The following is a 24,431-nucleotide window of genomic DNA, read 5'->3' as shown; positions in this document are numbered from 1 at the left end:
ATCTCGTGGCCGTGAGAGGATTCAAGGCGGCGAGAGAGGTCCGAAGAACCCTGCGATCGACGTGAGAGCGCCCGCTCCATCGACGAAGCCCACATCCATCCCGTCGAGCGGCGGCATGCCAGCGCCCTCGATGCGCCAGAGAAAGTGCACGAGGCCGTGCGCCTCGAGCGCCCCGCTGGTCGGTACGAGGGTCGCCCCCGGTAGAGCCGACTGGAACGCCGCGATGGTCCCGTCGAGGCCGGGCCGCCCCGTGACGTCGGCGGTCGGATCGACGTAGCGCGCGCCGTCCGCCCAGCACTGCTCGAGCAGCGCCGCGCGCTCCTCCTCCTCCCCTTCCATCCACGCTTGCTGGTACGCACGGATCACCGGTGAGGTCGACGCCGGATCGGAGGGCGGCGGAGCGGCGAGCGCGAGCCAGGAGGCCAGTCCATCGTCCCCGACGGCGCCGAAGAGCACGCTCGTCTCGTCGTTTCGCCGCACCTGCACGCGGAACACGTCGTGGTGTGAGTCGACCCTGGATTCGATGATCCAGGGCCCGCCGTCGAGCAGCGCTCGGGGCGCGTCGGCCGCGTCGCTCCGCCCCTGCGCGTCGACGTAGAACGCCTCCGGCCCGAGGTGCGCCGCCAGCGTCGCTTCGTCGCCGTCGGACAGCGCCCGCGTCAGCGAGTCGACCAGCGGCGCCGCCAAGGGGTTCGGCTCCGAGGCGGGCGCGCCACCCCCCTGCCCCGCCGAGCCGCCCGAGCCGCCCGAGCCGCCGGAGCCGCCCGAGCCGTCTTGGGCTCCTCCGCCACCCGCCGTGCCGACGCTGGTGCCGCTCGCCGCGCCTGCGCCGCTCGCGTCGCCGTCGTCGCCGCACGCGGGCTGCAACCCCAGAAGGGCGAGCGCGCCGAGCGCGGCAGCGCGCGAGCATCCTGTCCAGAACCAGGGACTCCTCTGCTTGTTCTTCACGACGTGCATCTCCATGCCCCTCGCCGCGGGCGCTCCGTGCGCGCCGCCGTGGGGGGCGACGCTCAACCCGTGCCACCGGCGCGCGGCGCGCGCCCTCGCCATCGGCCGGGCGGGGCGATCGCCGCGACGAACGGTAGGTACGGCGGCGTGAGCGGCAGCGCGATCGCAACGGAGCCCGCCGGCGACGCTCGTCAGAGCTCAGCTATGTTCCCGCGAAGTACGTGCCGTGCTCGAGGTCGGCGAGCAGGCCCGCCTGCTCGGGCTTCCAGCCGAACCGCGCCTGCGTGAGCGCGCTCGACGCGGGGGTGTCGAGCGCGAAGAACGCGCCGAGCCAGCCGAAGTGCTCCGTCGGGACCGACTCGACCGGCAGGCCCAGCTTGCGGCCGATCGCGCCGGCGATGTCGCGGGTCGGGATCCCCTCGTCGCCGACCGCGTGGAGCCGCGCGCCGGCCGGCGCCTTCTCGAGCGCGAGGACGAACAGCCGCGCGGCGTCGAGCCGATGCACCGCGGGCCACCGGTTCTCGCCGTCACCGATGTACCCGGAGCGCCCGGTCTTGCGCGCGATGTCGATCAGCATCGGGACGAACCCGTGGTCGCCATCGCCGTGGACCGAGGGCGGCAGCCGCAGCGAGGACACGCGCACGCCGCGGCTCGCGAACGAGAAGGCGAGTTGCTCGGAGGCGGCCCGCGGGCCAGCGGTCGACGCGTCGGCCGTCTCGTCCTCGGTGAGGACGCGGCCCGGCGTGAAGCGAGCGGAGCCGGAGGTGATGACGAGCGGGCGTTCGGATCCTGCGAGCGCGCTGCCGAGCGCCTCGATCGCGCCGCGGTCCTTCTCGCAATTGCCGGCGTAGTCGTTGAAGTCGTCGTGGGAGAACGCGCAATGGATCACCCCATCGCAGGCGGCGGCGCCGCGGCGCAGGCTGTCGAGATCCGTGAGCGAGCCGCGTTGCACGTCGACGCCGGCGGCGGCGAGCCTCTCGGCGGACCTGTCCGAGCGCGCGAGGCCGAGCACGCGGTGGCCGGCGCGGACGAGCTCGGGGACGATGGCAGAGCCGATGAAGCCGCTGGCTCCCGTGAGGAAGATACGCATGGAAAACCTCTCCTTGGTTCGCGATCCACTCCTTGGTTCGCGATCCACTCCTTGGTTCGCGATCCACCATGGCACCGCCGCGGCGGACGCGAAATACACGGCCGTCTCCAGTTCTTGCCCGATCGTCTACACGGGGCTAGGCTGCCACCGTGATCCCCGGGCGCGACAAACTGAAGGACCTCATCGCGCGGTGGTGCCCCAGCGACGGCGTGAACGCCTCGCCGGTGCCCGGAATTTCTTGCATCAAAGTATCGCGCCCGCAGCAACGCGCGAAGCGGCACTGGCGCGCGTCGTTCTGCATCGTCGTACAGGGCACGAAGGAGATCCTTCTCGAGGGGCAGGTCTATCGCGAGCGCGAGCCGCACTACATCGTCAGCCCGATCGACCTGCCGGTCACGAGCCGGGTCGCGGGCGTGTCGCCGGCGCAGCCGCTCTTGTGCCTGAAGATGGACTTCGATGCGGTCGCGCTGCGCGAGGTCGCGGCGCAGCTCGACCGCGCGCGGCCGGATCCCCTCGAGCACCCGGGGCGCGCCATCTTCATCGGCAAGGCGAGCGACCGTATGCTCGACGCGGCGACCCGGCTCGCCGCGCTGCTCGTGACGCCCGACGACGCGACCGTGCTCGCGCCGCTCGTGAGGAAGGAGCTGATCTTTCACCTGCTGAAAGGCCCCGACGGCCCGGCGATCCGCCAGCTCGTGCGCGCGGGCAGCCAGGCGCACCGCATCGCCGAGGCGGTCCATCACCTGCAGGCGTCGCTCGCCGAGGACGTCGATATCGCCGCGCTCGCGCGCGCCGCAGGGATGAGCCGGGCGGCGTTCTTCAAGCGGTTCAAGGAGGCCACCGCGATGAGCCCGCTTCAGTACCAGAAGCGCCTGCGCCTGCTCGAGGCGCGCCGCCTGATGGTCGAAGAGGGCGCGGGCGCCGAGGCCTCGGCGTTCCGCGTCGGCTACACGAGCGCCTCGCAGTTCAGCCGCGAGTATTCGCGCATGTTCGGCGATTCGCCGCTGCGCGACACCCGCGCGCTGAAGCAGACGGCCGCGGTCGTTCAGGACATGTAGCCGGCGTGCGCGCGCGGCGGACCCGGGTGCGGCGGCCGCCGCGCGACGTGCTACACCGCGGGCTCACGCCGGCCCTCCGGGACGATCCCCCCAGAGCATCGATATGACCCAGCACCAGCCCAACAATCCTCTTCACGGCGTCACGCTCCAGATGATCCTCGAGCACCTGGTCGCGCAGCACGGCTGGGAGCAGCTCGGGCGCATGATCGACATTCGCTGCTTCAAGTACGATCCCAGCATCAAATCGAGCCTGCAATTCCTGCGACGGACCCCGTGGGCCCGGCAGCAGGTGGAGGCGCTTTACCTGCGGGACAGAGCCAAGCCCGGCCCGTGACCCCGGCGTCGACCCCCGGAGGACAACGGCCTTGACGCGCCGCAGCGATCGTCGAGCCCCTTCCTCCCGGGAAAGTGACGCTGTATCAACGACCTGTCCAGGCAACGAAGGGACCGCGTTCACGCCACAGCTCGCGGGGCTCGCAGGCATGGTCCTCGACATGTTCCACCTCGCTCCCGCGCAGGGTACACCGCACGATGGGATCGACCACGCCGCGTCGACGGAAAGGGATCTACAAGCTCGGGGGCGCGGCGCTCGTCGCCAGCGGCCTTCTGTCTCTCCTGAGGGGCTGCCTCGACCTCGTCGCGGGTCCGCCTCCCTCGAGCGGCGCGGAGATCCTCGCATGGATCGCCTCGCGGTCGACCCTCCTCGCCATCGCCAACGAGGCGCTGTTCTTCGCGGGGATGCTCATGGTGCCGGCCGCCATCGCCCTGTACACGAGCCTCGCTGACACCGACAAGGCCGCCGCGGGCGCGGCCTGCGGGCTCATGGCGGTGGCGGCGCCGGTCATGGCCGTCCTGTGCATCGTTCACGGTCGCCTGGTCTACCCTGTTTACGGCATACGCATCGGCACGCCGGACGTGGCGGCGCTCGTCATCGCCGTCTACTACGGTGGCCTGCACGCGACCGGTATCCTGCTCGGAGCCGCGACGCTCGTGCTCAGCCTGGTGATGAGGCGCGGGGGCTACGGGCGGTGGGTCGCGTATCTCGGGATCGCGACGAGCGTGGCCGATGTCGTTGGCGCGTATCCATACCTCATCGGGCCCGTCCCCGTGCTCTTCTGCCATGTGCTGTTCACCGCATGGTTCGTGGCCGTGGGCTCGGCGCTCTACAAGATGCGCTGATGCGCCTGACTCGGCGATGGCTGTGTCGAGCCGACCGCCGCGAGGTGCGCCTCGATCCACGCTGGCACAGACGACGCGGATCCAGGAGCGTGTGCCAGGCTCTGATCCCCGTGTCATGACGGGCGCCGACCGCGAGTCCGCGCTCCGGGGGGCGAGAGGGGTGAGCTCCTCACGATCTCACCGGGCCTGCACGGCGGATCGGGCGCCAGGACATCGGCGCGGCGGCAGTTTAGATTTCTGACGTGGACGGTACGATTTTTGCAGTGGGCGTGTCGCGGAAAGGTCACGCGCATGTCCAATCAGCTACCGTCTCCTCGTTCTCTTCGGCTCTGGTCGTCCCGCACGCGAGCGGTCTCCCTGCTCGCCCTCCTCGCCGTCCCGTCTGCCGCCTTCCTGGCGGGCTGCGCCGACGCGCCGGACAACCACTATAATTATTATTACACGATCGGGGACGGCGGTGCCGGGGGGGCCGGCGACACCAGCGGGACTGGCGGGACCGGCGGGACCGGCGGAGACGGCGGCGCCGGCGGAGACGGCGGCGCGCCTGCAGAAGAGTACCCGGGAGCGCCCGTTGCGGACACCGAGGTGGCCGAGCTCGCGCTCGACGTCTTCGGTACCGTCGGTAACCGCTACTGGTTCGCTGTGTCGGACGAGCAGCTCGAGCTCATGAACGAAGGGAACGGCGGCGTCGGGATCCCCATACGAGAGTTCGGCGACATCTACTCACCGACCGGGGAGGACGCGTCCTATGTGGATCATCTGTGGGTGACGACGGCCGGCCCCGAGGGCAAGACGGCCGACTACGGCAAGGTCCAGGTGGGGGTCGTCGGACAGTCGACGCACCGGCCCTGGACGAAGCGCACCATCCCCAACCTCAACATCGACGCGGACGAGTTCGTCGAGAAGCAGCGGCTCGGCGGCTTCGAGCACGTGCGCTTCAACAACGGCCAGGTCGGCAGCATCTTCCGCGAGCGCCTCACGCTCGAGCTCTATGATCGCCTCGGTTATCCGGCCCCCCTGACCAGCTACGCCTGGGTATCGAGCAACGTGTGGGGCGCGGACGTGTCCATTCCCTACATCGTGGTCGAGCGCTACAAGAAGGCGTTCTGCAAGCGCAGCGAGAGCAGGCTCGGCGGCGGCTGCGCCAACATGTGGGAGTTCGTCGGAGATTTCGCCGGCGACATGCCGGGGGGCGGGATCCCGCGCCCGATCGACGTGATCCCGATGGGCGTCAGCGTCTTCGACGACCCAGGGAGCTGCCAGCTCAAGGAGTGCGACAACACCCGCGCCAAGGAGCTCGAGGAGGCGGTCATCGAGACGCCGCACGGCGAGGGCTTCAAGGCGGCGCTCACGGGCTGGATCGACTGGCCCGCCTTCCACCGGTTTCAGTGCCTGTCGTGGGTGCTCGGCACCGGAGACGACGCGCTTCACAACAGCAACAATGTCGTGCTGGTCGAGCGGGCCGACGGCCTGTTCCAGTACCTGCCGTACTCGGTCGACATCAGCCTCGGGCAGAGCTGGTATCCGCAGGTCCCGCTGCCCGGCTCGAACTCGCTGGCGCGCGGATGCCAGAGCGACCCGGCCTGCTGGGCCGACACGATCGCGGCGTGCGAGGACGTGATCGAGGACTTCGCCGCGGTGGACCCGAACGCGGTGCTGAAGGAGATCTACGAGCAGCTGTCGGACGAGGGCATGCTCCGTCCGGGCGACGAGGAGCGATACGAGCTGCTGGACGCCTGGATCACCGAGCACCTCGAGGTCCTGCCGGTGGAGCTGGAGATGAACCGTGAGCAGCCGCAGCTCTGCATGCCCCCCACGGTCGATTGCGGTGGCTGGTGCGGCTATCCCCAGGACTGCGGCTGGGGCGGCGTTGGCGTGGGCGGAGCCGGTGTGGGCGGTGGAGCCCCGGGCGGCGGAGGCGGAGCTGGCGCCGGCGGGGACCCGGGCGGGGCCGGCGCAGGCGGCGGAGACGCGGGCGGCGGCGCCGCCGGTGCGGGCGGTGGAGCCGCGGGCGGCGGAGGCGCGGGCGGCGCCGGTGTCGGCGGTGCCCCGGAGGACTGACAGCTAGAGCGCCGATCAGCTCGAAGCGCTCAGGAATGAAGAGATTCGAACCACAGAGGCACAGAGGACACAGAGGAACAACAAAGAGAAACTCTGTGCCCTCTGTGCCCTCTGTGCCCTCTGTGGTTCGTTTTCTCGGGGTTTCGACCTGTTCTGTGTCCCAGCTGCGGGCGCGCGCGCGGCGACGCCGGGATGCCGGCGAGGTCGATCCGTCGGCGCCGCGCGGCCGCGCCCCCGGGCACGGAGATCTCCCGGTCAGCGCTCGTCGGCGCCGATGTCGATGCGCGCGCCGCGCGTCCGCGGGTCGCCGTCGATGTCGGACGCTCCGCTCTTGTCGCCCAGATCGACGCCTGCCTCGATGGCCGGTGAGCCGCTCGCCAGGTGGAGGTCGGACGGGGGCCCGACCAGCCGCGGGTCGACGAACCTCGCGCGCTGGTCGGTGAAGTCGCCTGCCGAGCGCGAGCTCGCGCCGAAGTAGATGTTGTTGTCGAGGCGCACGTTCCTGTTGTTGCTGCCGCTGCTCACGTAGTCGTTGCCCGCCGTGGCGTACAGGATGTTGTTCTGGATGACGACGCCGTCCGAGTTGTTCTGGAGGATGATCTCGCCGCCGGCGGCCTGGTAAAGCGTGTTGTTGAGCACCGAGATGTTGGCGGCGTTGCCCACGTTGGTGGCGTAGCCGCCGATCATGATGTTGCCCTGGTAGCTCCGCGACACGAAGTTGTTCCGCACGGTGATGTTGCTGGTGGTCCTGCCCCGGTTCTCGCTGGCGACTTCGATCCCGATGTCGCTGCTGTCGACCTTGTTCCGTTCGATGACGATGTCCCTGCCCCCGTCGACGTAGATGCCGTCGGCCGACCGCTCGCCGTCGTACGCGGGGTTCCGCGCCGAGGTGATGTTGTAGACGATGTTGTCCACGCAGACGCCGTTCCGCGCCTGATCCGAGCCCGCCGGGCCGTGGCCCTCGAAGCCGATGAAGTCGATGCCGATGTTGTCGTTGTCGTGGATCGTGTTGCGCGAGACCACGAAGTTCGTGACGTTGCCGTTGAGGACCAGCGACTCGCTCGAGCCGAGCTTGCAGTCCCGGATCTCGTTGCCGTCGATGAGGATGTCCGTCATCGGCGTCGAGGACGTGCCATAGAGGGCGATGCCGTGGGCGTCCTCGGCGCTCTCGATGTGGTGCACGACGTTGTCGCGGATCTCGAGGAAGCTCGAGCTCCCGCTCACGCCGATGCCGATCGGCGTGTCAGCGCCCTTGAAGTTCTGCACCGTCATGCCGGCGACCCGGATGTAGTTCTTGCTGGCGATGTCGATCCCGACGCCGTCCTTGCCGGCCCCGTCGAGGATCGCGCCTTCCTCGCCCTGCAGGGAGAGGCAACCGGCCGCGGCCGTGCCGCCCCTCCTGAAGGAGACCTTCTCGTTGTAGGTGCCCGCCTTCACGAGCACGGTGTCGCCCGCGGCCGCCGCGTCGAGGCCGGCCTGGATCGTCCGGTGATCGCCGCCCGAGGGAGCGACGGTGATGATCTTGCCGCTCGAGCGCTCACCGCACGGCCCGACCACCGCGGCGAGTTCGGACCGCAGCGCGTCCGCGCCGGACTCGTCGGGAACGGGTTGCGCGGCGCACGCGGGAGAGAGCCCGACGGCGAGCAGCAGGATGCCGCTGGGAGCGAGGCGATGCGTCGTGTGCGGCGTCTTGTGTCCATGCGATCGGTTCATGAGTCGTTGTCCTCGATGTGGCCTGTCACGTTGAAGTCGCGTCCCCGGCGGGCGCCGGGTGCTTCCACGCGAGGACATTGCAAGCTGGCGGCCATGCAGGCCGTCGCGAGAGGACGCCGAGGCGATGGCCGCAAAGGCACCTCGCCGGCTCGGGCCGATCACCGGATCTTGCGCAAGGATCGTACAGCTGCGCAGCGTACGGACGGCAGCTCGCCGTCCGGCGCGAGGCGGCGTCCCCCGCGAGCCTGCCCCCGCGGGCGCTTCAGGGGGCCCGGCGCGGGCGCGCCTTCGCGGCCCCGGCGGTGCGCGCGGCGCCCGCGCCGGGGCGCGGCGCGGCGCTCGCCGGGGCGGCTCCGGGCCCGGGCGGGGCCTGCATGCGGGCGATCTCCTCGGCCATCAGCGCTGTCGCCTGCTCGAAGAAGTCGCAGATGAGCCGCAGCTCGGCGAGCGAGTAGCGCGCGCAGAGCACCGCCCAGCGCTCGCGGAACGGCGCGAAGAGCGCGCCGATCTCGGCGTAGCGCTCGGTGACCGGCTCGATCACGAGCTGCCGCCGATCGCTCGGGTGCTTCACGCGGCGCACGAACCCCGCCGCCTCCAGCCGGTCGAGCACCCCCGTCACCCCCCCCGAGGTCAGCCCCGTGAGCTGCACCAGGTCGCCCGGCGTGACCGGCCCCGCCTCCGCCGCGCGCCGGAGGACGTCGAGGTACTTGTGGTCGGTGCCCTTCAGCCCCAGCCGCTCGGCGATCGCCTGGTGAAAGAGCACCGACTGGGTGCTCAGCTCGCGGCCCAGCCGGTCGCCCAGGCTGTCGACCAGCTCGCTCACCTCCTTCGCGCTCGCTCGTTTCCCGGCCATCGCCTCTCGCCTCGACCCGCCCGCACTCTAGCCGAGCCGCCGCCGGCTTGACAAGCCGCAGTAATTATCTTACTCACTAACAGAGTTACTTACCAGGAGGGTTACCATGGATCGTTCGACCGACGAGGCGGCCATTCGGCGCATGTTCGAGGCCCTGTGCGAGGCGTGGGCGCGCGAGGGCGCGAGCGCCGTCGACGCGTTTTACACGCCCGACTCCGATTACGTGACGTTCGACGGCTCGTGGCTGCGCGGCCGCGAGGAGAACCGCAGGGTGCACGAGGAGCTCTTCGCCGGCGTGCTCGCCGGCACCCGCCTGGTCGGCGAGGTCGAGCGCGTGCGCTTCCTCGGCCCCGACACGGCCGTGGTCGTCAGCACCGGCGCGGTGCTGTGGCCCTGGCAGAAGCTGGCGCCCGCGAGCCGTCGGTCGCGGCAAACGCTGGTGGTGGTGCGGGGCGACGACGGGCGCTGGCGCGTGGCGTCGTTCCAGAACACCCGGGTGCAGCCCCTGCCCCCGGCCGACAGCCTGGCCATGCGCCTCTTCGCGGCCGTGACGCGCCTTCGCCTCGCCTGGTGGCGAAGGCGCCACCCCGAGGCCCTCCCGGCGTGACGAGGCGCTAGCGCGGCGAGATCCCCGCGATCCCGCAGGCGAGCTCGGAGAGCACCGTCACCGCCGCGCCGTAGCCGCCCGCGTCGTCCGAGCTCGCGTTGCCCTGCAGGCTGCGCCTGTAGACGCCCTGAGCGATCGCGGCGAGGCGGAAGATGCCGAACGCCATGAAGTACGGCCACGCCTCGATGTCGTCGCGGCCGGTGAGCTCGCAGTAAGAGGCGACCATCTCGTCCTCGGTCGGGATCCCGAGCGGCGCGACGTCGACCCCGGCGAGGCCGCCGCGGCCGGGGAGGTTGATGCGGTAGCCCATGCAGGCGTACGCGAGATCGCTCAACGGATGTCCGAGCGTCGAGAGCTCCCAGTCGAGCGTGGCGACCGCCGCGGGCCGAGGGCCGGACGAGAAGACGAGGTTGTCGATCCGGTAGTCGCCGTGGACGAGCGTCGTCTCGTCCCGCGCCGGGACGTTCGCGGACAGCCAGCGCATGAGCGCCTCCATCGCCGGCACCTCGCCCGTGCGCGAGGCCTCGTACTGCTTCGACCAGCGCTCGACCTGCCGCGCGACGAAGCCGCCGATCTTGCCGTAGTCCGCGAGCCCCACCGCGGCGTGATCGACGCGATGGAGCGCCGCGAGGACACGGACGTACTCTGCATAGGCCGCGCGGCGATCCTCGGGCGTCCCGAGCTCGGGCAGGGTCGGATCCCAGAAGATCCGCCCGGCGGCATACCGCATGATGAAGAACGGCGTGCCGATCACCGCGCCGTCCTCGCAGAGGGCGAGCGCATCCGGAACGGGCACCTCCGTGGCGCGGAGGGCGCGCAGGATCCGGTACTCGCGCTCGACGGCGTGCGCGGACGGAAGGAGCTGGCCGGGCGGCTTCTTTCGCAGGACGAGCTCGAGATCTCCGCCCGCCCCGCCCTCGACGCCCAGCCAGTACGTCGGGTTCGACTGACCGCCCTTGAACTGGGCGACCGTCACCGTGGCTCCAGCGCAGCCCTCGACGTGCTCGGCGAGCCAGCGACCGAGGGCCGCCTCGTCGATCCGGTGCGCCTCGCGGGGCGCGCGTGCGTTCGTCGGCGGGGACAGGGCCATCGCGCGTCCGACGCTATCACGCGCCCCTCCGGCCTCCTATACTGCGGCCGTGACGATCTCCTTCGATCTGCCTCCCGATCTGGCCGAGCTCCGCGGCCGCGTGCGCGCGTTCGTCGACGCGCACGTGATCCCGAGCGAGGCGTCGATCCTCGAGGAGGATCGCGGGCGACGGAAGGACACGCTGACGGCGCTCCGCGAGCGCGCGCGGGCCGAGGGGCTGTTCGTCCCGCACCTGCCCGTGGAGCACGGCGGGCTGGGGCTCGGGATCATGGGCATGTGCGCGCTCTTCCGCGAGATGGGCCGCTCCCCGGTCGGCGCGGCCTGCTTCAACTGCGACGCGCCGGATCAGGGCAACATGGATCTGCTGCTCAAGGCGGGCTCGCCCGCGATCCGCGCGAGGTACCTCGCGCCGCTCGCCCGGGCCGAGATCACGAGCGGCTTCTCGATGACCGAGCCCGCCCCCGGCGCCGGCGCCGATCCGTCGAACCTGCGCACGAAGGCGGCCCGGGTCGACGGCGGGTGGGTGATCGACGGCCACAAGTGGTACACGACCGGCGGCGGCGACGCGGCGTTCCTCATCGTGATGGCGCGGACGTCCGACGATCCGCGCACCGGCGCGACGATGTTCGTCGTCGATCGCCACGCCGAGGGCGTCGAGCACGTGCGCGATGTCCCCGTGATGAGCCCGCCGATGCTCGCGCACCGCGAGGCCGAGCTCCGCTTCCACGCGGTGCGCGTCGGCGACGACGCGGTGCTCGGCGGCGTCGGCGAGGGCTTCCTCCTCGCGCAGCGGCGCCTCGTGCCGGCGCGCCTCACGCACTGCATGCGCTGGCTCGGCTGGGCCGACCGCGCGCTCGCGATGTGCCGCGACTACGTCCTCACGCGGGAGAGCTTCGGCAAGCCGCTCGCGCACCACCAGATGATCCAGAAGAAGATCGCCGACGCGGCGTCCAGCATCCACGCCGGCAACCTGATGACGCTGCACTGCGCGGCGATGCTCGAGCAAGGCAAGGAGAAGGAGGCGCGCCCCTACTCCTCGATGGCGAAGAACCACGTCGCGCGGCTCCTCTGCCAGGTGCTCGACGACGCGATCCAGATGCACGGCGCGCTCGGGTACAGCGAGGATATGCCGTTCTCGCTCTGGTACCGCTTCGCCCGGGCCGCGCGCATCGCCGACGGCCCGGACGAGGTCCACGACGTCGTCGTCGCGCGCGACTTCCTGCGCGGCGCGCTGACGACGCTGATCTGAGGGGGCGCCCGCCGGCGCCGCGAGCGCGCGGCCCCGGCGACGCGGCGGGCGGCACGCAAGCCCGCTCGCCCGCTCACCGCCCGGGCGCGCCCCTCACGGCCGCACCGCGAGGTACACCGTGCTCCAGAGCTGCACCGCGTTCGACTCGTCGTGGTGCGACCTCGCGGCGCCGAACGGCACCAGCTTGTAGCGCCCGCCCTCGACGGCCCAGCTCCAGAGCTCCTGCGTGCTCGCCTCGCGCGACGCCTGGATCACCTCCCGGAGCGCGCGCCGCGCCTGCTCCAGCGCCGCCCGCGCGCGGGTCGACGACAGATCGCCGCGCGCGAGCTGCCGGTCGATGCCGGCGGCGAGCATCGCCTGCTGCCACGACCAGGTGACCGTGCCGTGGTAATGGCCGGCCGTGAACAGCCGCTGGATCGCCGGGTCCGGCGCGAACGCGGGGTTCGCCACCAGGACGCCCACCGGCGTCCGCAGGCCGGCCGGGAACGGGCGGATCAGGCGGCCGGCGATCTCCTCGAGGGCGCCCGGCGGCGGATCCGTGAAGAGCAGGACGAAGCTGTCGTCGGAGTGCATGACCGGGATGGGCCTGCCCTCCCCGTCGAGCGCGAGCGCCGGAAACGAGAGCGTCCCCGCGAGCGACGCGAGCGCCGGCGCCGGGTCGACGCCCACCGACGCCGCATAGGCGGAGACGCGCCGCCGCGCCTCGCCCTCCGGCAGCTCCACCCGGAAGAACACGCCGGCGTCCTTCCACGCGCGCGCGAGCCGCTCTGCCCGACGGGCGCCCTCCTCGTCCGCGCCGAGCAGCGGGCTCGCGAGCAGCCGCGCCGACGCGCGCAGGGCGGCGGGCACGAGCGCGACGTTCACGTCGTACGGGATGCGGCCGAACGCGAGCCCCTCCTCGCTGTCGCGCCACTCGCCCACCGACTCGCCCGGCTTGAGCGCGATCAGCGCCCTCGGATCCCCCGTCTCGGCGAACGGGGCGGCGAGGCGGAGCACGAGCGACACGTTCCGCGCGAGCGCCTCGGCGTACGTCTCGCCGCGCGGCGTGCGGCGCGCGAGGAAGGCCGCGGCGCGCTCGCGGCCGGGCGCGCCGAGGAGGTACTCGGCGGCGACCGGCGCGAGGAGGAAATCGTCGTCGATCATCTTGTAATCGTGGATGGGCTCGCGCAGCGCCCCGCCGCTGCCCTGGGCCGCGTGCCCGCCGCCGTCCGCGGCCAGGCGAAGGAGCGCCGCGTACTCGCCGATCGCCTCCTCGTGCGCGACCTCCCCCGCCGGGCTCAGGCGATCGAGGACCGAGCCAATCCCCGCCTCGACGACGTCCGGCTCCAGGACGGGCAGGAGCATCCGGACCGCGAGCAGCGTGTCCCGGCCGAAGTACGTGAGGAATCGCCACGACCCGGCGAGCAGCTTCTCGCGGTACGTGAGAAAGGCGAGCGCCTGCCGGTGGCGCGGCTCGTCGGCGGCGCGCTCGTTCACGATCGCGTCGAGGGGCACCGGCGTGAGCGGCGCCTCGTCCGAGAGCGCCGTCACCCGGACGCGCAGGCCCCGCGGCCCCGCCGCGAGCTCGATCTGCCCGTCGGCCCCGAGCGTGACCGTCGTGCCGTCCTCGGCCTCGACGAGCAGCTCGAGGTGGTGCTCGCCGTCCACCGTCGTGCGCCGCGCGGCGATCGACCCGCCGCCCGGAGCGGCGCCGGCCTCGACGTCGCTGCGCAGCCAGGCCGGAAGCTCGGCGTCGCGGCCCACGTCGCGGAGCGTGCGGACGCTCCCGAGCACCAGCCGGCGCGCGCGCAGCGCCGGCGCCGCGCTCACGAGGAGCGCCGAGACCCCGCGCATCCCGTCGGGCCGCTCCACGCCCGAGAGGCCCCCCTCGACCGCGAGATCGACAGGCGCCGGCGGCGCGTCGAACCACACCGCGATCCCCATGTTCCCCGCCGGAAAAGCGACGATCAGCCGCGGCAACGCCCCCGAGGTCACCAGGAGATGAGCGGCGATATGGCCACGACGGAAGAAGTGGTTGCGAATGTCGCCTTCATGCAGCTCGAAGGCCAGGAGCTCATGAGCCCGCGGCGCGGGCGGCGCCTTGTCGCGCGGCGCGCTGGAGGCGCAGGAGGCGGCCAGGATCGTTGACAAGGTGGCTCCCATGATGAATCGCGCGGTCCTCGTGGGCCTCGCGGGCACCGCGAGACCGTAGCCAGCCGGGACGCGCCTGCCAAGGACTAAGGATCTTCCTGCGGCAGCTAGCTTACCCCACCGACGCGAAGGCCGTTTATCGCGCGCTTTCACTGGAAGTTGGCAGATTCAGCAGCACGCCCCGGCGGGCAGCGACCAAAGGGCCCTCGCGCGGGGGGACTCCTGAGAGCTGGAGAAACGGGCGCGCGCACAAAGAAAGGGTTCACGCTTTTGTTGCCCTGTGATAACCGATCCGAGACGTCGGTTGTTGATAGTGAGTTCGTAGCAGGCGAGTTGCCTGCCAACAACGGTGGAAGAAGGGGGTTCGAGATGGACGAGAGCATCTCCGGCCAGGGCATGGCCGGCAGCAACGGTTCCGCTCGCGAGCAGATCAGCAACCCGCGAGAAGGCCTGATCTACACCTGGGTAGACGGAAGCCTCGGGGTCGTCGAGGAGGTGGTGCGCGCGAGCTTCGGCTTCCTCGAGGACGTGCGCACCGAGACGCAGGAGCGGCTCGGCGCCACGCTCGACCTGATCGAGGGCATCGACCGCAGCATGTTCCGGGTCGCCCGCAAGGCGCTGACCCGCATGGACGGTATCGGCGCGCGCGCCCTCACGACCAGCGAGCACGGCTGGATTGCGCTGCTCGGTACGCTCCGCCGCACGTCGCAGGGCGCGGCGGGGCTCGCCTCGGAGACGGCTGTCTCCATCGTGGGCGAGCGCAGGTCGACGCAGCAGCTCATCATCCAGCAATCGTCCTGAGCTCCGCGCTCACGAACTGCCGCTCGACCAGCCGGCGATAGAGACCGTCCTGGGCGATGAGCGCCGCGTGCGCCCCGCTCTGCACGATCGTACCCCCGTCCATCACGAGCACGCGGTCGGCGCCCATCACCGTCGAGAGCCGGTGGGCGATGATCAACGTCGTCCTCCCCTTCATCAGCGCGTCGAGCGCCCCCTTCACGAGGTGCTCGCTCTCGGCGTCGAGCGCGCTCGTCGCCTCGTCGAGCACGAGGATCCTGGGGTCCTTGAGCATCGCGCGGGCGATCGCCACGCGCTGCTTCTGTCCGCCGGAGAGCTGCACCCCGCGCTCGCCGACGAGCGTCTGATACCCCGCCGGGAACCTCAGGATGAAATCGTGCGCGTTGGCCGCGCGCGCGGCGGCCTCGACCTCCTCGTCCGTCGCGTTCTCCCGTCCATAACGGATGTTATCGGCCACGCTCGTGGCGAAGAGGAGGGGCTCTTGCGCGACGATGCCAATCTGCCGGCGGAGCCATGTCGGCGCCAGCTCACGGAGGTCGCGACCGTCGAGGAGAATGCGCCCGTCGTCGGGGTCGTAGAGCCGCAGGAGCAGCGAGGCGATCGTCGATTTGCCCGCCCCGGACGGGCCGACCAGGGCAATGACCTCTCCGGGGCGCACGGAGAGGTCGATGCCCTTGAGCACGGGCACGTCCCGGCGGGTCGGGTAGCTGAACCGCACGCGCTGGAGATCGAGGCTCCCCTGGACGGCGTGGGGCTGGACGCCGCCGGCGTCGACCATGGCGGGCTCGCGGTCGAGGAGGTCGAAGATGCGCTCGGCGGCGCCGGCGGCCTTCATGAAGTCGGCCCAGAGGTCGCTGAGGCCGCCGAGCGCGAAGGCGACGACGATCGTGTAGACGAGGAACGAGGTGAGCCCGCCGAGGGTCATGCGGCCGGCGACGACGAGGTGGCCGCCGTACCAGAGCACGAGGGCGGCGGCGCTGTAGCCCGCGAAGGTCACGATGCCCATGAAGCTCGCCGACGCGCGGATGCGCCTCCGGGCGAGCTCGAACGACGCGGAGACGCGGCCGGCGTAGCGCTCGACCTCGCGCTTCTCGCCGGCGAAGGCGCGGACGGTGCGGACGCCGGAGAGCGCCTCCTCGGCGACCTCGCTGGCGCGGGCGAGCGCGTCCTGCACGCTGCGGGAGAGCCGGCGGACCCTGCGGCCGTAGGCGACCGAGCCGATCGCCACGACGGGCACCACGGCGAGCATGAGCAGGGTGAGCCGCGGCGACGTGTAGAAGAGGAACGCGACGCCGCCGATCACGGACGCGGCGTAGCGCAGGGCCATCGAGACGTTGACGCTGACGGCGCTCTGCAGGACGGTCGTGTCCGACGCGAGGCGGTTCGTCAGCTCGCCGGTCCTGTGGTCGTCGAAGAACGCGACCTCCTGCCGGAGCAGGTGCTCGAAGAGCTGCGCCCGCAGCCGGGCCACGACGCGCTCGCCGGCGGTCGAGAAGAGGACGTACCGGAGCGCGACGGCCACGGCCTGGACCACGATGAGCAGCGCCAGCCAGAGCGCCGCGCCGTCGATCGCGTCGACGCTGCTGCCGGGGCCGAGGGCGTCGTCGATGATCTTCCGGATCGCCTGGGGGACGAGGAGGCTGATGCCGCTGCCGATGGCCAGGAACAGGGTGCCGAGCGCGAGCTTGCCGACCTCCGGGCGGGCGAGGCTGAGGAGGCGTCGGAGGTGCGCTCGGCCGGGGCGCCGGCCGTCGGGTGAGCTCTGCATGGCGGGCGCGAGCGTAGCAGGCGCCCGGGAGGCGGGTCGGTGGCCCGGCTCAGCGCCCCTCCGCCCCGCGCCCCCGCCTCCGCCGACGGTAGAGCGCGAGCGCGAGGGCGGCCGCCGCGGCGCCGAGCGCGGCCACGGCGAGGAGCAGCCCCGTCCGGCGCCACCGGCCCAGCGGCCCGGGCTCGGCGGGCCCGGGGCCGTCCGCCGGGCGACCGTCGCGCCCGTCGGACGAGCCCTGCGCGCCCGCGAGCGGGACGAGCGCGCGCCGCGCCACCGCCGCCTCGGCGAGCACGCGGCGCACGCCGGCGGGGTCGAGCGACGCGCCCGCGGGGATCAGGGCGCGCAGCGCGGCCCGGCCCCGGAAGAACGGGGCGCCCTCGCTGCTCCACGCGGCGGGCGACGTGTCGCGCGCCTCGTCGAGCGCGGCCGGGATCACCTCCTTCACGATCGCGTCCGCGGCGTCGGGCGACGCCGACCTCGCCAGCGCGATGTAACCGGCGTCCTGGATGCCGCGGCGCAGGCTCTTCAGGCGCATCGAGGGGAGCACGCCGGCGAAGCCGAGGGAGCGGGAGGCGAACTTCCCGCGCTGCGTCCCGGGATAGAGCAGCATGCCGTCGCCCAGGCAGGCGTCGCCGTCCTGGTTGTGGAAGTTCTCGGCGACCGTGAACGGGTCGACCGGCCCTTTGCCGCCGCGGTTGCCGTCGTGCCAGAACGCCGTCTCCCAGAGGAACCAGCGGCCCACCTCGTGCGAGGCCGCGATCCAGCCGTCGGCCATGAGCCCCGTGAGCGGCGCGTCGATCATGAAGGTGCCGGCCCGCGGCAGCGCGCCGTTGTACACCCAGAGCCGCTTGCCGGCCTCGCGCGCGGCCCGCGCCCACACGGAGTCGAAGCGGTTGGCCGGCGTGAGCACGAGGTCGACGTCCTGCTTCACGGGGTCGACCTCGCCGCACGAGTGCCCCACGAGGATGCGCGACGACAGGCGCGAGCCGCGGACCAGCCGGCGCCACCCGGGCCCGCGGGGGCTCTCGCACTGCTCGTCGACCGCGTACAGCATCACGTCGTCCACCGCCGGCGGGAGGAGCTCGGCGACGGCCTCGACGCGGCGGAGGGTCTCCTCCCTGGGATCGCCGAAGCCGCCGTACGCGCCGAGCGCCACCGCGGCGGGCGGGACGCCCTGGCCCGGCCCGCGGTAGCCGCGCGCCTCCGTGTAGAGCGAGCCGTCGATCGCGGTGCGCAGCCGCTCCACCTCGGCGGGGCTCCGGACCGACGCGAAGCCGTCGACGTGGTGCTCGTGGAGGAGCTGCCAGAGCTGCTGCTCGACCGCGGGGCCGTCGCCGACCCGCTCGGCGACCTTGTCGGCCTCGTAGAACGCGATGAAGTCGACGGCGCTGTACGGCAGCGTCGCCGGCGCGACGTCGAGCCGCAGATCGAGCGACGCGAGCGCGCCGTGCGAGGCCGAGCCGACGACCACCTTGCCCTCGAGCGCGCCGGGGGCGGCGCCCTCCGGGACGTGGAGGTCGATCCAGACGGCCCGGGCCTCGCGGGCGCCCACCTCGAGCGGATAGGGCGCCCACGGCGGCGCGAGCTCGACCGGGATGAGCGCGTCGGGGAGGAGGCCGAGGTGCCCGTCGTCGGGCGGCCGCGCCGCCGGGCTCCACCCGAGCGACTCCATGGGCCTGCGATCGTTGCGCGAGCGCAGCTTGATCTCGACGTGGTGCTCGACGAAGCGGTCGATCCGGATCGCCTGCGCGGGCGGCTCTCCGGGCGCCTGCGGCTGCTGCGCCGGCGCCGCGGGCTCCTTCGCGGGCTCCTTCGCGGGCGTGCCTGCGCCGGCCGCGGGGCCGAGGCTCACGACCTCGACCGTGACGCCGCGCACGGGCTCCGCGCCGGCCTCGACGATCACCTGGAACGCGACGACCTCCCCGCGCAGCGCGCCGAGCCGGATCGGCTCGCCGGGCCGGAAGAGCGCGTTCCCCTCGCCGCGCGAGAGCGGCAGGCCGACGTCCTCCCTGCGCACGCGGGTGCCGTCGTCGGCCACCCAGACGTGCGCGCGATCCGGCTGGCCCTCGCCGGCGGCCGCCCCCGGGGGGACCGCGACGAGCGACAGCGCCGAGAGCAGCGCGGCGGGGAGGAGCGGGAGAGATCGCGGCATGGCGCTCGGCTTTCCAGGGAGAAGCGACCGCCGAGATCGGCGGCACGGCCATCGTAGGAGCGCGGCGCCTCCGCCCTCAAGCGCGGCGTGGCCCGCGGTTGACAGCGCCCCCGCGCTCGGGCCATGTCGCGCGCCGTGGATCTGACGAGCGCAGCGCTCCTCGCCGGCGGCGCCGCCGTGGCCGGCGTCATCAACGCGGTGGCCGGGGGCGGGACGCTGGTGTCCTTCCCCGCGGCGATCGCGGCCGGGCTGGCCCCGCTCCCGGCGAACGCGACGAACGCCGTGGCGCTCACGCCCGCGTCGCTCGCGTCGGCGTGGGCGTACCGCCGCGAGCTCTCCCGGGACTACCGCGTGCTCCGCGTGCTGCTGTTGCCGTCGCTGCTCGGCGGCATGGTCGGCTCGGCGCTCCTGCTCGTGACGCCGCAGCGCGTGTTCGACGCCGCGGTGCCCGGGCTCGTGCTCCTGGCGACGCTGCTCCTGTTCTGGCAGAACCTGCGCCCGGCGAGGCCCTCGACGCAGGCCGACGCGGGCGTGACGGCCGACGCGGGCGTGATGGAAGAGTTCGCCCTGCCCTCGCGGCCGTGGCTCGTGTTCCTGCTCCAGTTCCTCGTGAGCGTCTACGGCGGCTATTTCGGCGCGGGCATCGGCATCATGATGCTGGCGCTCCTGTCCTCGTTCGCGGGCAACGTGGACATCCACCGGATGAACGCGATCAAGACGGTGCTCGCCAGCCTGATCAACGGCGTCGCCGCGATCGCCTTCGTGTTCGCCGGCGCCGTCGACGGGGTCGCCACGGCGATCATGATGGCGGCGGCGGTGGTCGGCTCGTTCGTCGGCGCCGTGGTCGCCCGGCGCATCGCGCCGAAGAAGGTGCGCTGGTTCGTGGTCGTGCTCGGGCTCGTGCTCACGGCCAAGCTCGCGTGGGACCGGCTCGGCCCGGAGGCCGAGCCCTCACGCGCGGCCCGCCCTCAGACGGTGGAGCGCGGCACGGCGACGGCGCGGGTCGGCCTCGCGCCCACGAGGATCGGGTAGAGCACCCCCGCGAGCGCGCCGCCGAGGAGCGGGGCGAGCCAGAACAGCCAGAGCTGCGCCAGCGCCCACCCGCCGACGAACAGGGCGGGGCCGGTCGAGCGCGCCGGGTTCACCGAGACGTTCGTGACCGGGATCCCGATGAGGTGAACGAGCGTGAGCGCGAGCCCGATGGCGATCGGCGCGAACCCGATCGGGGCGCGGAGATCTGTCGCGCCGAGGACGACCATCACGAAGCCGAACGTCAGGACGATCTCGGCCACGAGGCTCGCGAAGAGCGAGTAGCCGCCGGGCGAGCGCGCGCCGTAGCCGTTCGAGGCAAAGCCGTCGGTCACCGTGAAACCGGCGGCGCCGCTGGCGATGGTGTAGATGATCCCCGCGGCGACGATGGCGCCGCCGACCTGGGCGAGGAGGTACGGCAGGACGTCTCTCGCGGGGAAGCGCCCGCCGGCGAGCAGGCCGATCGTGACGGCGGGGTTGAAGTGAGCGCCCGAGATGTGGCCCACCGCGTACGCCATCGTCAGCATGGCGAGCCCGAACGCGAGCGCCACGCCCAGGAAGCCGATCCCCAGCCCGGGATAAGCGGCCGCCAGCACGGCGCTGCCGCAGCCGCCGAGCACGAGCCAGAACGTCCCGAGAAACTCCGCGGCCGTACGCTTGGACAACGACATCTCCATGTTCACTCCCCCTGTGCCGGCTCCCTCCGCGCGGCGCGAAGCGCGGCAGCGGCCGCGCCCAGCGGCGGAGTCCCCGCCCGGCGGGCTGCCGCCGGACGACGCTCCACCTGCGCTTCGTCGACGTTGGATGAGCCGCGGCGCGCCGCGTTGCGGGACATCGCCGCGCGCCGCTCGACGGGGGTGGGGTCGCCTCAGAGCAGGCCGACGAGCTGGGGAGGGCAGCTGTACGTGTTGCCCATGTGGGTGACGTCGGTCTGCTCGCCGGAGATGCTGTCTCGATCGCCCGAGATGGTGTTCCCGGCGTTCGTGTTCTCCAGCACCACATAGTTGCCGCCCAGATCGTGGGCCTTGTTCTTCATGTCGTTCACCGCCCCCTCCTGCAGGTTGGCGTTGCTGGTGAACTTGCCGGACAACGAGCCGCCCTGCTCACCGATCACCGTCCCGAGGAACCGGCACCCCTGGGGGGCAGGCTGCTTGGTGACGATGACCTTCTCCGCACCGGGGTTGAGCTCCACGGCGGCGCAGGCGGGCAGGATCGACGAGGACAGGAGGAGCAGGGCAAACGCGCGGCAGATCGGGGTTTTCATGTCAAGTACCTTCTGCCTGTTGCTACGGACGCGCGGCAGCGCTTCTTCCTCGCCGCGCCGGGGGTGCGGCAGGATCTCGACATCGCGATTTGCCGGCGGGGCGACCCGGGCGGGTGCGTTGCCGTTTACGCGGGCCCTGTGCCTTCATGATGAAGAGGAGAAGACGAACCACAGAGGCACAGAGGGCACAGAGGGGAGAGGGAGAGAGGGACGAGAGAGAGAGCCTCACCTCCCTCTCTCTTTCTCTCCCTCTGTGCCCTCTGTGCCTCTGTGGTTCGTCCCTCTCCCTCTCGCGGCGTCAGGAGACAGTCGAGAGGGACCTCACCAAGGGTCGAGCCTCCGCAGCCGGTACGCCCGCCCGTCCCACAGCGCGAACGGCTGCTCACCGCTCACCAGCACGTCGAACCCGTGGCGCGCCGCGAGCCGCGCGACGTCGGCCGCGTCGCGCGCGGCGTCGCCGCGGTACGAGTAGTTCAGGACGACGAGCTCCCCGCCCGGGCGCAGCACCCGGCGCGCCTCCGCGAGGTGACGATCCACGACCGCGTCGCCCGCCGCGACGAGGTACGGGAACGAGTCGACCGCGTACACGAGGTCGAAGCGGGCATTCGGCGCGTCGCCGAGATCGACGCCCGACGAGACCGCGAGCACGACGTTCGAGAGCCCCGCGCACCGGCGCCGCGCGGCCTCGATCATGCGCGGCGCGACGTCGAGCCCCCAGGCCTCGCGCACCCGCGGCGCGAGCGCCGCCTCGAAGCGGCCGATCCCGCAGCCGATCTGCAGGATCGCGCGGTCCTCCCCGAGCAAGCCCCACCGCTCGAGGAGCTCGACCACCTCCCGCGTCGCCCGCTCGAGGATCTCCGGATCGCCGAGCGAGTACGCCGCGACGCTCGCCTCCTCCGAGCGCGCGCAGAGGTCGTCGAACAGCCGCGCGGTACGCGCCGGGGCGGCCGCCCCGGCGCCACCGCCCACCTCCCGGTGCGCGCCGAGGATCTCCACCACGGTCGCGCACGCGGCGCGCCGCGCCTCCAGGCAGCGGCGCAGCGCCTCGAGGCGCGCCGCCGGCTCGCCCGTCCCCGCGCTCCCCTCACCCCCCTGCCCCGCCGCCGGCCATGCGGCCTCGATCGCGCGCTCCGCCGCCGCGAGATCCCCCGCGGCGCCGAGCAGCCGCACGAGGCCGACCTCCGGCGACACCTCTCCGGACATCACGGCCCTCACCGCGCCATCGAGCTCGCCCTGCTCGACCTCCTGCCCGTCCTCGCGCGCCCCCTGGTGCCGCAGCCGCCGGCGGTACGTCCAGCGGTCGACGGCGCCCCACTCGTACTTGTACGCCTCGCGACCGCGGAGGAAGTCCACCGTCCGCGCGCCCTCGCGCGCCGCGCCCTCGATCGCGCTGGCGAACATCGCGAGCCCGGGGCTCAGGACGGCGAAATCCGGATGGAATCCGCTGAGATACCACGCGAGCCGGTCTCGCTCGGCGAACCCGTAGAACGACGCGATGATCCGCCCGTCGAGCCGCAGCCCGTACAGCCGCAGCGCGCCCCGCGCGCACATGCCCCTGGCGACCGCGCGGTGAAACGGCCGGAGCGACTCGTCGAGCACCCCGCCCTCGCCGCGCGACGTCCAGCGCGCCCGGTGGGTCGCGAACAGCGCGTCGAGCAGCTCGTCCACGCTCGCCGCGTCGGCCATGTCGACGCGCACGGCCCCGGCCTTCGCGAGCCGCTTCCGCGCCCGGGCGACGCGCGCGCGGATCCCCGGAAAGAGCACCTCGTCCGGCCCGGCGCCCTCCGGGATGGTCGCCATCGGACACGCCTCGTGCTTCTCGACCTCATCCGACCAGCCGGGTGGCGCCTCGACCCCGAGCAAGGGCGACGAGGCGCGCAGATCCCCGAGCTCCACGACATCCCACGCATCGGCCCGCTCGCGCAGGCAGGTGAACACCGCCTCTGCGACCATCCGCTCGTACCCGGGCGCGGCCAGCACATCGAGGTAATCGGTGATCCCCGCGCCGAGCAGCGCGACGAGGCGCTCCCCGCGGTAGTGGTGGATCGCGAGCGGCGCCAGGCCGACGAGCTCCTGCCCCGACCAGAAGGCCAGGGTGAGCACCTCCTCGGGCCCGAGCTCGCGGCACCACGGGATCAGCCACTCCGGCCGCTGGAACGTCGACGCCGCCGGACAGCGCTGCCACAGCGTGTTCCATGGCTCCCGCAGCGCCTCGAGGTCCCCGCGGCGGTACAGCACCTGGATTTCGACCTGTTCGCTCACCTGCCCTCCGAGCGGCCGGCGGCGAACCTAGCACGGCCGCCCTCAGGCGTGCCCGAGCGCCGGGCTCGGCGGAGCATCGCCGAGGACCCGCCGCCCGGGGTGCCCCTCGGAGTGAGCCGCGTCGATCCGCGCGGCCGGTCAGCCGTCCGCGCGCGCCACGGCGAAGATCAGGTGACGTTGCAGCCGGATCCCCTCCGGCGTGCGGCGGCGCTCGAGCTCGGCCTCGAGCGCTGCCCTGACCCGCTCGGCGTCGGCAGGGGCGAAGTTGGACAGGAAGTTGCCGAACGAGCTGGCCAGGTTGAACGCCATCACGTCGTCCGTGTCCGTGAAGTGATCCGTGAAGGTGCGGATCTGGAGCTTCGACTGCGGAAAGCCGGCCTGCGCGAGGAGGCTCGTCAGCTCGTCGGAGGTCACCTTGTGGGGCGTGCTGCCGGACGCCTCCGCGGTGCGGTTCAGGCCGAGAGAGGACAGCACGTCCTCGAGCACCCGCTCGACGTCGTGCGGGCGCTCCTTGGCGGCCGAGCTGATGCCGAGTCGCCCTCCCCGCTCGAGCACGCGGCGCGCCTCGCGGAGCGGGCCGAGCTTCTCCGGCAGCCAGTGGAGCACGCTGTTCAGGAAGACGACATCGAAGCTCCCGTCGGCGAACTGCGAGAGATCCTCGGCCCGGCCCACGGTGGCGCGGAAGCTCGACCCGCGCTTGCTGTTCGCCAGCGCGACGCGGAGCGGCAGCGGATCGACGCCGACCACCTCGCCCGAGGGGCCGACCAGCTCGGCCACATGGGCCCCGAGCCGGCCGGTCCCGCACCCGACGTCGAGGACGCGCTCACCCGGGGATACCTGGAGATCTTCGATCAGCAGCTTTCCATGGTTGAACTGCCGATCGCTGACGCGATCGTACGTCTCCGCCAGAGCGGCTGAATCGAGCGCAAGGCTGACCATCATGGCTCCTTCCATGAGAGGAGGTGGAGCTCGGCCAGGACGTCTCCGCAAGGGAGATCTCCCCTCGAGCACCACGCGTCTGCTATCGAGGACAATAGTCCGCCATAGCGGCAGGAGCAAGCGCGATCTCGGCCGCTGCGCGCGATCGCGGCGGTACGTCTGCGTCGCCCGGAGCGCGCGGCGGCGCGCGAGCGCAGGCTCGCCGCGGCCGCGTCGGCGGCCCGCCGCGATCGACCCGCAC

20 protein-coding genes are annotated in these 24,431 nt (G+C 72.4%); 8 read left to right on the top strand and 12 right to left on the bottom strand.

Features of this window, described 5'->3' with window-relative positions; genetic code table 11:
- Positions 1–21: 21 nt before the first annotated feature.
- Positions 22–948, bottom strand: coding sequence for a hypothetical protein (locus WME76_RS05955; RefSeq protein WP_437959224.1), 927 nt, complete (start codon positions 946–948; stop codon positions 22–24).
- Between the two features lie 202 nt (positions 949–1,150).
- Positions 1,151–2,038, bottom strand: a complete 888-nt coding sequence (locus tag WME76_RS05950) for an SDR family oxidoreductase (protein WP_437959223.1) — start codon at positions 2,036–2,038, stop codon at positions 1,151–1,153.
- 149 nt (positions 2,039–2,187) lie between these two features.
- Between WME76_RS05950 and WME76_RS05945 the strand changes: the two genes are divergently transcribed.
- The 4 genes from WME76_RS05945 (at position 2,188) to WME76_RS05930 (ending at position 6,336) form a co-directional block, all read left to right on the top strand.
- A complete protein-coding gene (locus tag WME76_RS05945) occupies positions 2,188–3,096 on the top strand; it encodes an AraC family transcriptional regulator N-terminal domain-containing protein (protein ID WP_437959222.1) in 909 nt (302 codons plus the stop codon).
- A 103-nt stretch (positions 3,097–3,199) separates the two neighbouring features.
- Positions 3,200–3,430 carry a VF530 family DNA-binding protein gene (locus WME76_RS05940; RefSeq protein ID WP_437959221.1) on the top strand — a complete coding sequence of 77 codons (231 nt, stop codon included), beginning with the start codon at positions 3,200–3,202 and terminating at the stop codon, positions 3,428–3,430.
- Between the two features lie 197 nt (positions 3,431–3,627).
- Positions 3,628–4,275: a hypothetical protein gene (locus WME76_RS05935; protein ID WP_437959220.1), complete on the top strand. Its 648-nt coding sequence runs from the start codon at positions 3,628–3,630 to the stop codon at positions 4,273–4,275.
- 291 nt (positions 4,276–4,566) lie between these two features.
- Positions 4,567–6,336 carry a CotH kinase family protein gene (locus tag WME76_RS05930; protein WP_437959219.1) on the top strand — a complete coding sequence of 590 codons (1,770 nt, stop codon included), beginning with the start codon at positions 4,567–4,569 and terminating at the stop codon, positions 6,334–6,336.
- Positions 6,337–6,591: 255 nt separating this feature from the next.
- On the opposite strand, the gene WME76_RS05925 is transcribed toward WME76_RS05930, so the two are convergent.
- The gene (locus tag WME76_RS05925) at positions 6,592–8,049 is read right to left on the bottom strand and encodes a right-handed parallel beta-helix repeat-containing protein (RefSeq protein WP_437959218.1); all 1,458 of its coding nucleotides are present in this window, start codon (positions 8,047–8,049) and stop codon (positions 6,592–6,594) included.
- 262 nt (positions 8,050–8,311) lie between these two features.
- Positions 8,312–8,902, bottom strand: coding sequence for a MarR family winged helix-turn-helix transcriptional regulator (locus WME76_RS05920; protein ID WP_437959217.1), 591 nt, complete (start codon positions 8,900–8,902; stop codon positions 8,312–8,314).
- Between the two features lie 106 nt (positions 8,903–9,008).
- Here WME76_RS05920 and WME76_RS05915 point away from each other — a divergent pair, with 106 nt between their 5' ends.
- Positions 9,009–9,509 carry an SgcJ/EcaC family oxidoreductase gene (locus WME76_RS05915; protein WP_437959216.1) on the top strand — a complete coding sequence of 167 codons (501 nt, stop codon included), beginning with the start codon at positions 9,009–9,011 and terminating at the stop codon, positions 9,507–9,509.
- Between the two features lie 7 nt (positions 9,510–9,516).
- Here WME76_RS05915 and WME76_RS05910 read toward each other — a convergent pair whose 3' ends face one another.
- Positions 9,517–10,599, bottom strand: a complete 1,083-nt coding sequence (locus WME76_RS05910) for a phosphotransferase (RefSeq protein ID WP_437959215.1) — start codon at positions 10,597–10,599, stop codon at positions 9,517–9,519.
- Between the two features lie 49 nt (positions 10,600–10,648).
- Here WME76_RS05910 and WME76_RS05905 point away from each other — a divergent pair, with 49 nt between their 5' ends.
- Positions 10,649–11,848 carry an acyl-CoA dehydrogenase family protein gene (locus tag WME76_RS05905; RefSeq protein ID WP_437959214.1) on the top strand — a complete coding sequence of 400 codons (1,200 nt, stop codon included), beginning with the start codon at positions 10,649–10,651 and terminating at the stop codon, positions 11,846–11,848.
- A gap of 93 nt (positions 11,849–11,941) precedes the next feature.
- Here WME76_RS05905 and WME76_RS05900 read toward each other — a convergent pair whose 3' ends face one another.
- On the bottom strand, positions 11,942–13,990 hold the full coding sequence (locus WME76_RS05900) for a hypothetical protein (protein WP_437959213.1): 2,049 nt from the start codon (positions 13,988–13,990) through the stop codon (positions 11,942–11,944).
- A 357-nt stretch (positions 13,991–14,347) separates the two neighbouring features.
- Between WME76_RS05900 and WME76_RS05895 the strand changes: the two genes are divergently transcribed.
- Positions 14,348–14,779, top strand: coding sequence for a hypothetical protein (locus WME76_RS05895; protein ID WP_437959212.1), 432 nt, complete (start codon positions 14,348–14,350; stop codon positions 14,777–14,779).
- On the opposite strand, the gene WME76_RS05890 is transcribed toward WME76_RS05895, so the two are convergent.
- Together WME76_RS05890 and WME76_RS05885 are read right to left on the bottom strand one after the other, a co-directional pair.
- Positions 14,760–16,544, bottom strand: a complete 1,785-nt coding sequence (locus tag WME76_RS05890) for an ABC transporter ATP-binding protein (protein WP_437959211.1) — start codon at positions 16,542–16,544, stop codon at positions 14,760–14,762. The two genes, WME76_RS05895 and WME76_RS05890, sit on opposite strands and share 20 nt — an antisense overlap.
- A gap of 49 nt (positions 16,545–16,593) precedes the next feature.
- Positions 16,594–18,696, bottom strand: coding sequence for a hypothetical protein (locus WME76_RS05885; RefSeq protein WP_437959210.1), 2,103 nt, complete (start codon positions 18,694–18,696; stop codon positions 16,594–16,596).
- A gap of 135 nt (positions 18,697–18,831) precedes the next feature.
- Here WME76_RS05885 and WME76_RS05880 point away from each other — a divergent pair, with 135 nt between their 5' ends.
- Positions 18,832–19,728 carry a sulfite exporter TauE/SafE family protein gene (locus WME76_RS05880; protein ID WP_437959209.1) on the top strand — a complete coding sequence of 299 codons (897 nt, stop codon included), beginning with the start codon at positions 18,832–18,834 and terminating at the stop codon, positions 19,726–19,728.
- Here the strand turns inward: WME76_RS05880 and aqpZ are convergent.
- The 4 genes from aqpZ to WME76_RS05860 all read right to left on the bottom strand — a co-directional run bounded on the left by aqpZ (position 19,665) and on the right by WME76_RS05860 (position 24,193).
- The gene (aqpZ, locus tag WME76_RS05875; RefSeq protein ID WP_437959208.1) at positions 19,665–20,396 is read right to left on the bottom strand and encodes an aquaporin Z; all 732 of its coding nucleotides are present in this window, start codon (positions 20,394–20,396) and stop codon (positions 19,665–19,667) included. The genes WME76_RS05880 and aqpZ overlap by 64 nt on opposite strands.
- A gap of 197 nt (positions 20,397–20,593) precedes the next feature.
- The gene (locus tag WME76_RS05870) at positions 20,594–20,989 is read right to left on the bottom strand and encodes a DUF4156 domain-containing protein (protein WP_437959207.1); all 396 of its coding nucleotides are present in this window, start codon (positions 20,987–20,989) and stop codon (positions 20,594–20,596) included.
- A gap of 321 nt (positions 20,990–21,310) precedes the next feature.
- Positions 21,311–23,251, bottom strand: coding sequence for a GNAT family N-acetyltransferase (locus WME76_RS05865; RefSeq protein ID WP_437959206.1), 1,941 nt, complete (start codon positions 23,249–23,251; stop codon positions 21,311–21,313).
- A 138-nt stretch (positions 23,252–23,389) separates the two neighbouring features.
- Positions 23,390–24,193, bottom strand: a complete 804-nt coding sequence (locus WME76_RS05860) for a class I SAM-dependent methyltransferase (protein ID WP_437959205.1) — start codon at positions 24,191–24,193, stop codon at positions 23,390–23,392.
- Positions 24,194–24,431: the final 238 nt, after the last annotated feature.

Origin of the sequence: Sorangium sp. So ce119 (assembly GCF_051524405.1) — a bacterium.
GTDB lineage: Bacteria > Myxococcota_A > Polyangia > Polyangiales > Polyangiaceae > Sorangium > Sorangium cellulosum_G.
Note: the sequence above shows the minus strand (reverse complement) of the source record. Positions and strands in the feature narration are given on the sequence as shown.

Coding starts and splice junctions, on each gene's coding strand:
- WME76_RS05870 (WP_437959207.1), bottom strand. CDS start 20,989: ATGAAAACCCCGATCTGCCGCGCGTTTGCCCTGCTCCTCCTGTCCTCG.
- WME76_RS05915 (WP_437959216.1), top strand. CDS start 9,009: ATGGATCGTTCGACCGACGAGGCGGCCATTCGGCGCATGTTCGAGGCC.
- WME76_RS05890 (WP_437959211.1), bottom strand. CDS start 16,544: ATGCAGAGCTCACCCGACGGCCGGCGCCCCGGCCGAGCGCACCTCCGA.
- WME76_RS05930 (WP_437959219.1), top strand. CDS start 4,567: ATGTCCAATCAGCTACCGTCTCCTCGTTCTCTTCGGCTCTGGTCGTCC.
- WME76_RS05900 (WP_437959213.1), bottom strand. CDS start 13,990: ATGGGAGCCACCTTGTCAACGATCCTGGCCGCCTCCTGCGCCTCCAGC.
- WME76_RS05910 (WP_437959215.1), bottom strand. CDS start 10,599: ATGGCCCTGTCCCCGCCGACGAACGCACGCGCGCCCCGCGAGGCGCAC.
- WME76_RS05860 (WP_437959205.1), bottom strand. CDS start 24,193: ATGATGGTCAGCCTTGCGCTCGATTCAGCCGCTCTGGCGGAGACGTAC.
- WME76_RS05895 (WP_437959212.1), top strand. CDS start 14,348: ATGGACGAGAGCATCTCCGGCCAGGGCATGGCCGGCAGCAACGGTTCC.
- WME76_RS05950 (WP_437959223.1), bottom strand. CDS start 2,038: ATGCGTATCTTCCTCACGGGAGCCAGCGGCTTCATCGGCTCTGCCATC.
- WME76_RS05940 (WP_437959221.1), top strand. CDS start 3,200: ATGACCCAGCACCAGCCCAACAATCCTCTTCACGGCGTCACGCTCCAG.
- WME76_RS05920 (WP_437959217.1), bottom strand. CDS start 8,902: ATGGCCGGGAAACGAGCGAGCGCGAAGGAGGTGAGCGAGCTGGTCGAC.
- WME76_RS05885 (WP_437959210.1), bottom strand. CDS start 18,696: ATGCCGCGATCTCTCCCGCTCCTCCCCGCCGCGCTGCTCTCGGCGCTG.
- aqpZ (WP_437959208.1), bottom strand. CDS start 20,396: ATGTCGTTGTCCAAGCGTACGGCCGCGGAGTTTCTCGGGACGTTCTGG.
- WME76_RS05925 (WP_437959218.1), bottom strand. CDS start 8,049: ATGAACCGATCGCATGGACACAAGACGCCGCACACGACGCATCGCCTC.
- WME76_RS05935 (WP_437959220.1), top strand. CDS start 3,628: ATGGGATCGACCACGCCGCGTCGACGGAAAGGGATCTACAAGCTCGGG.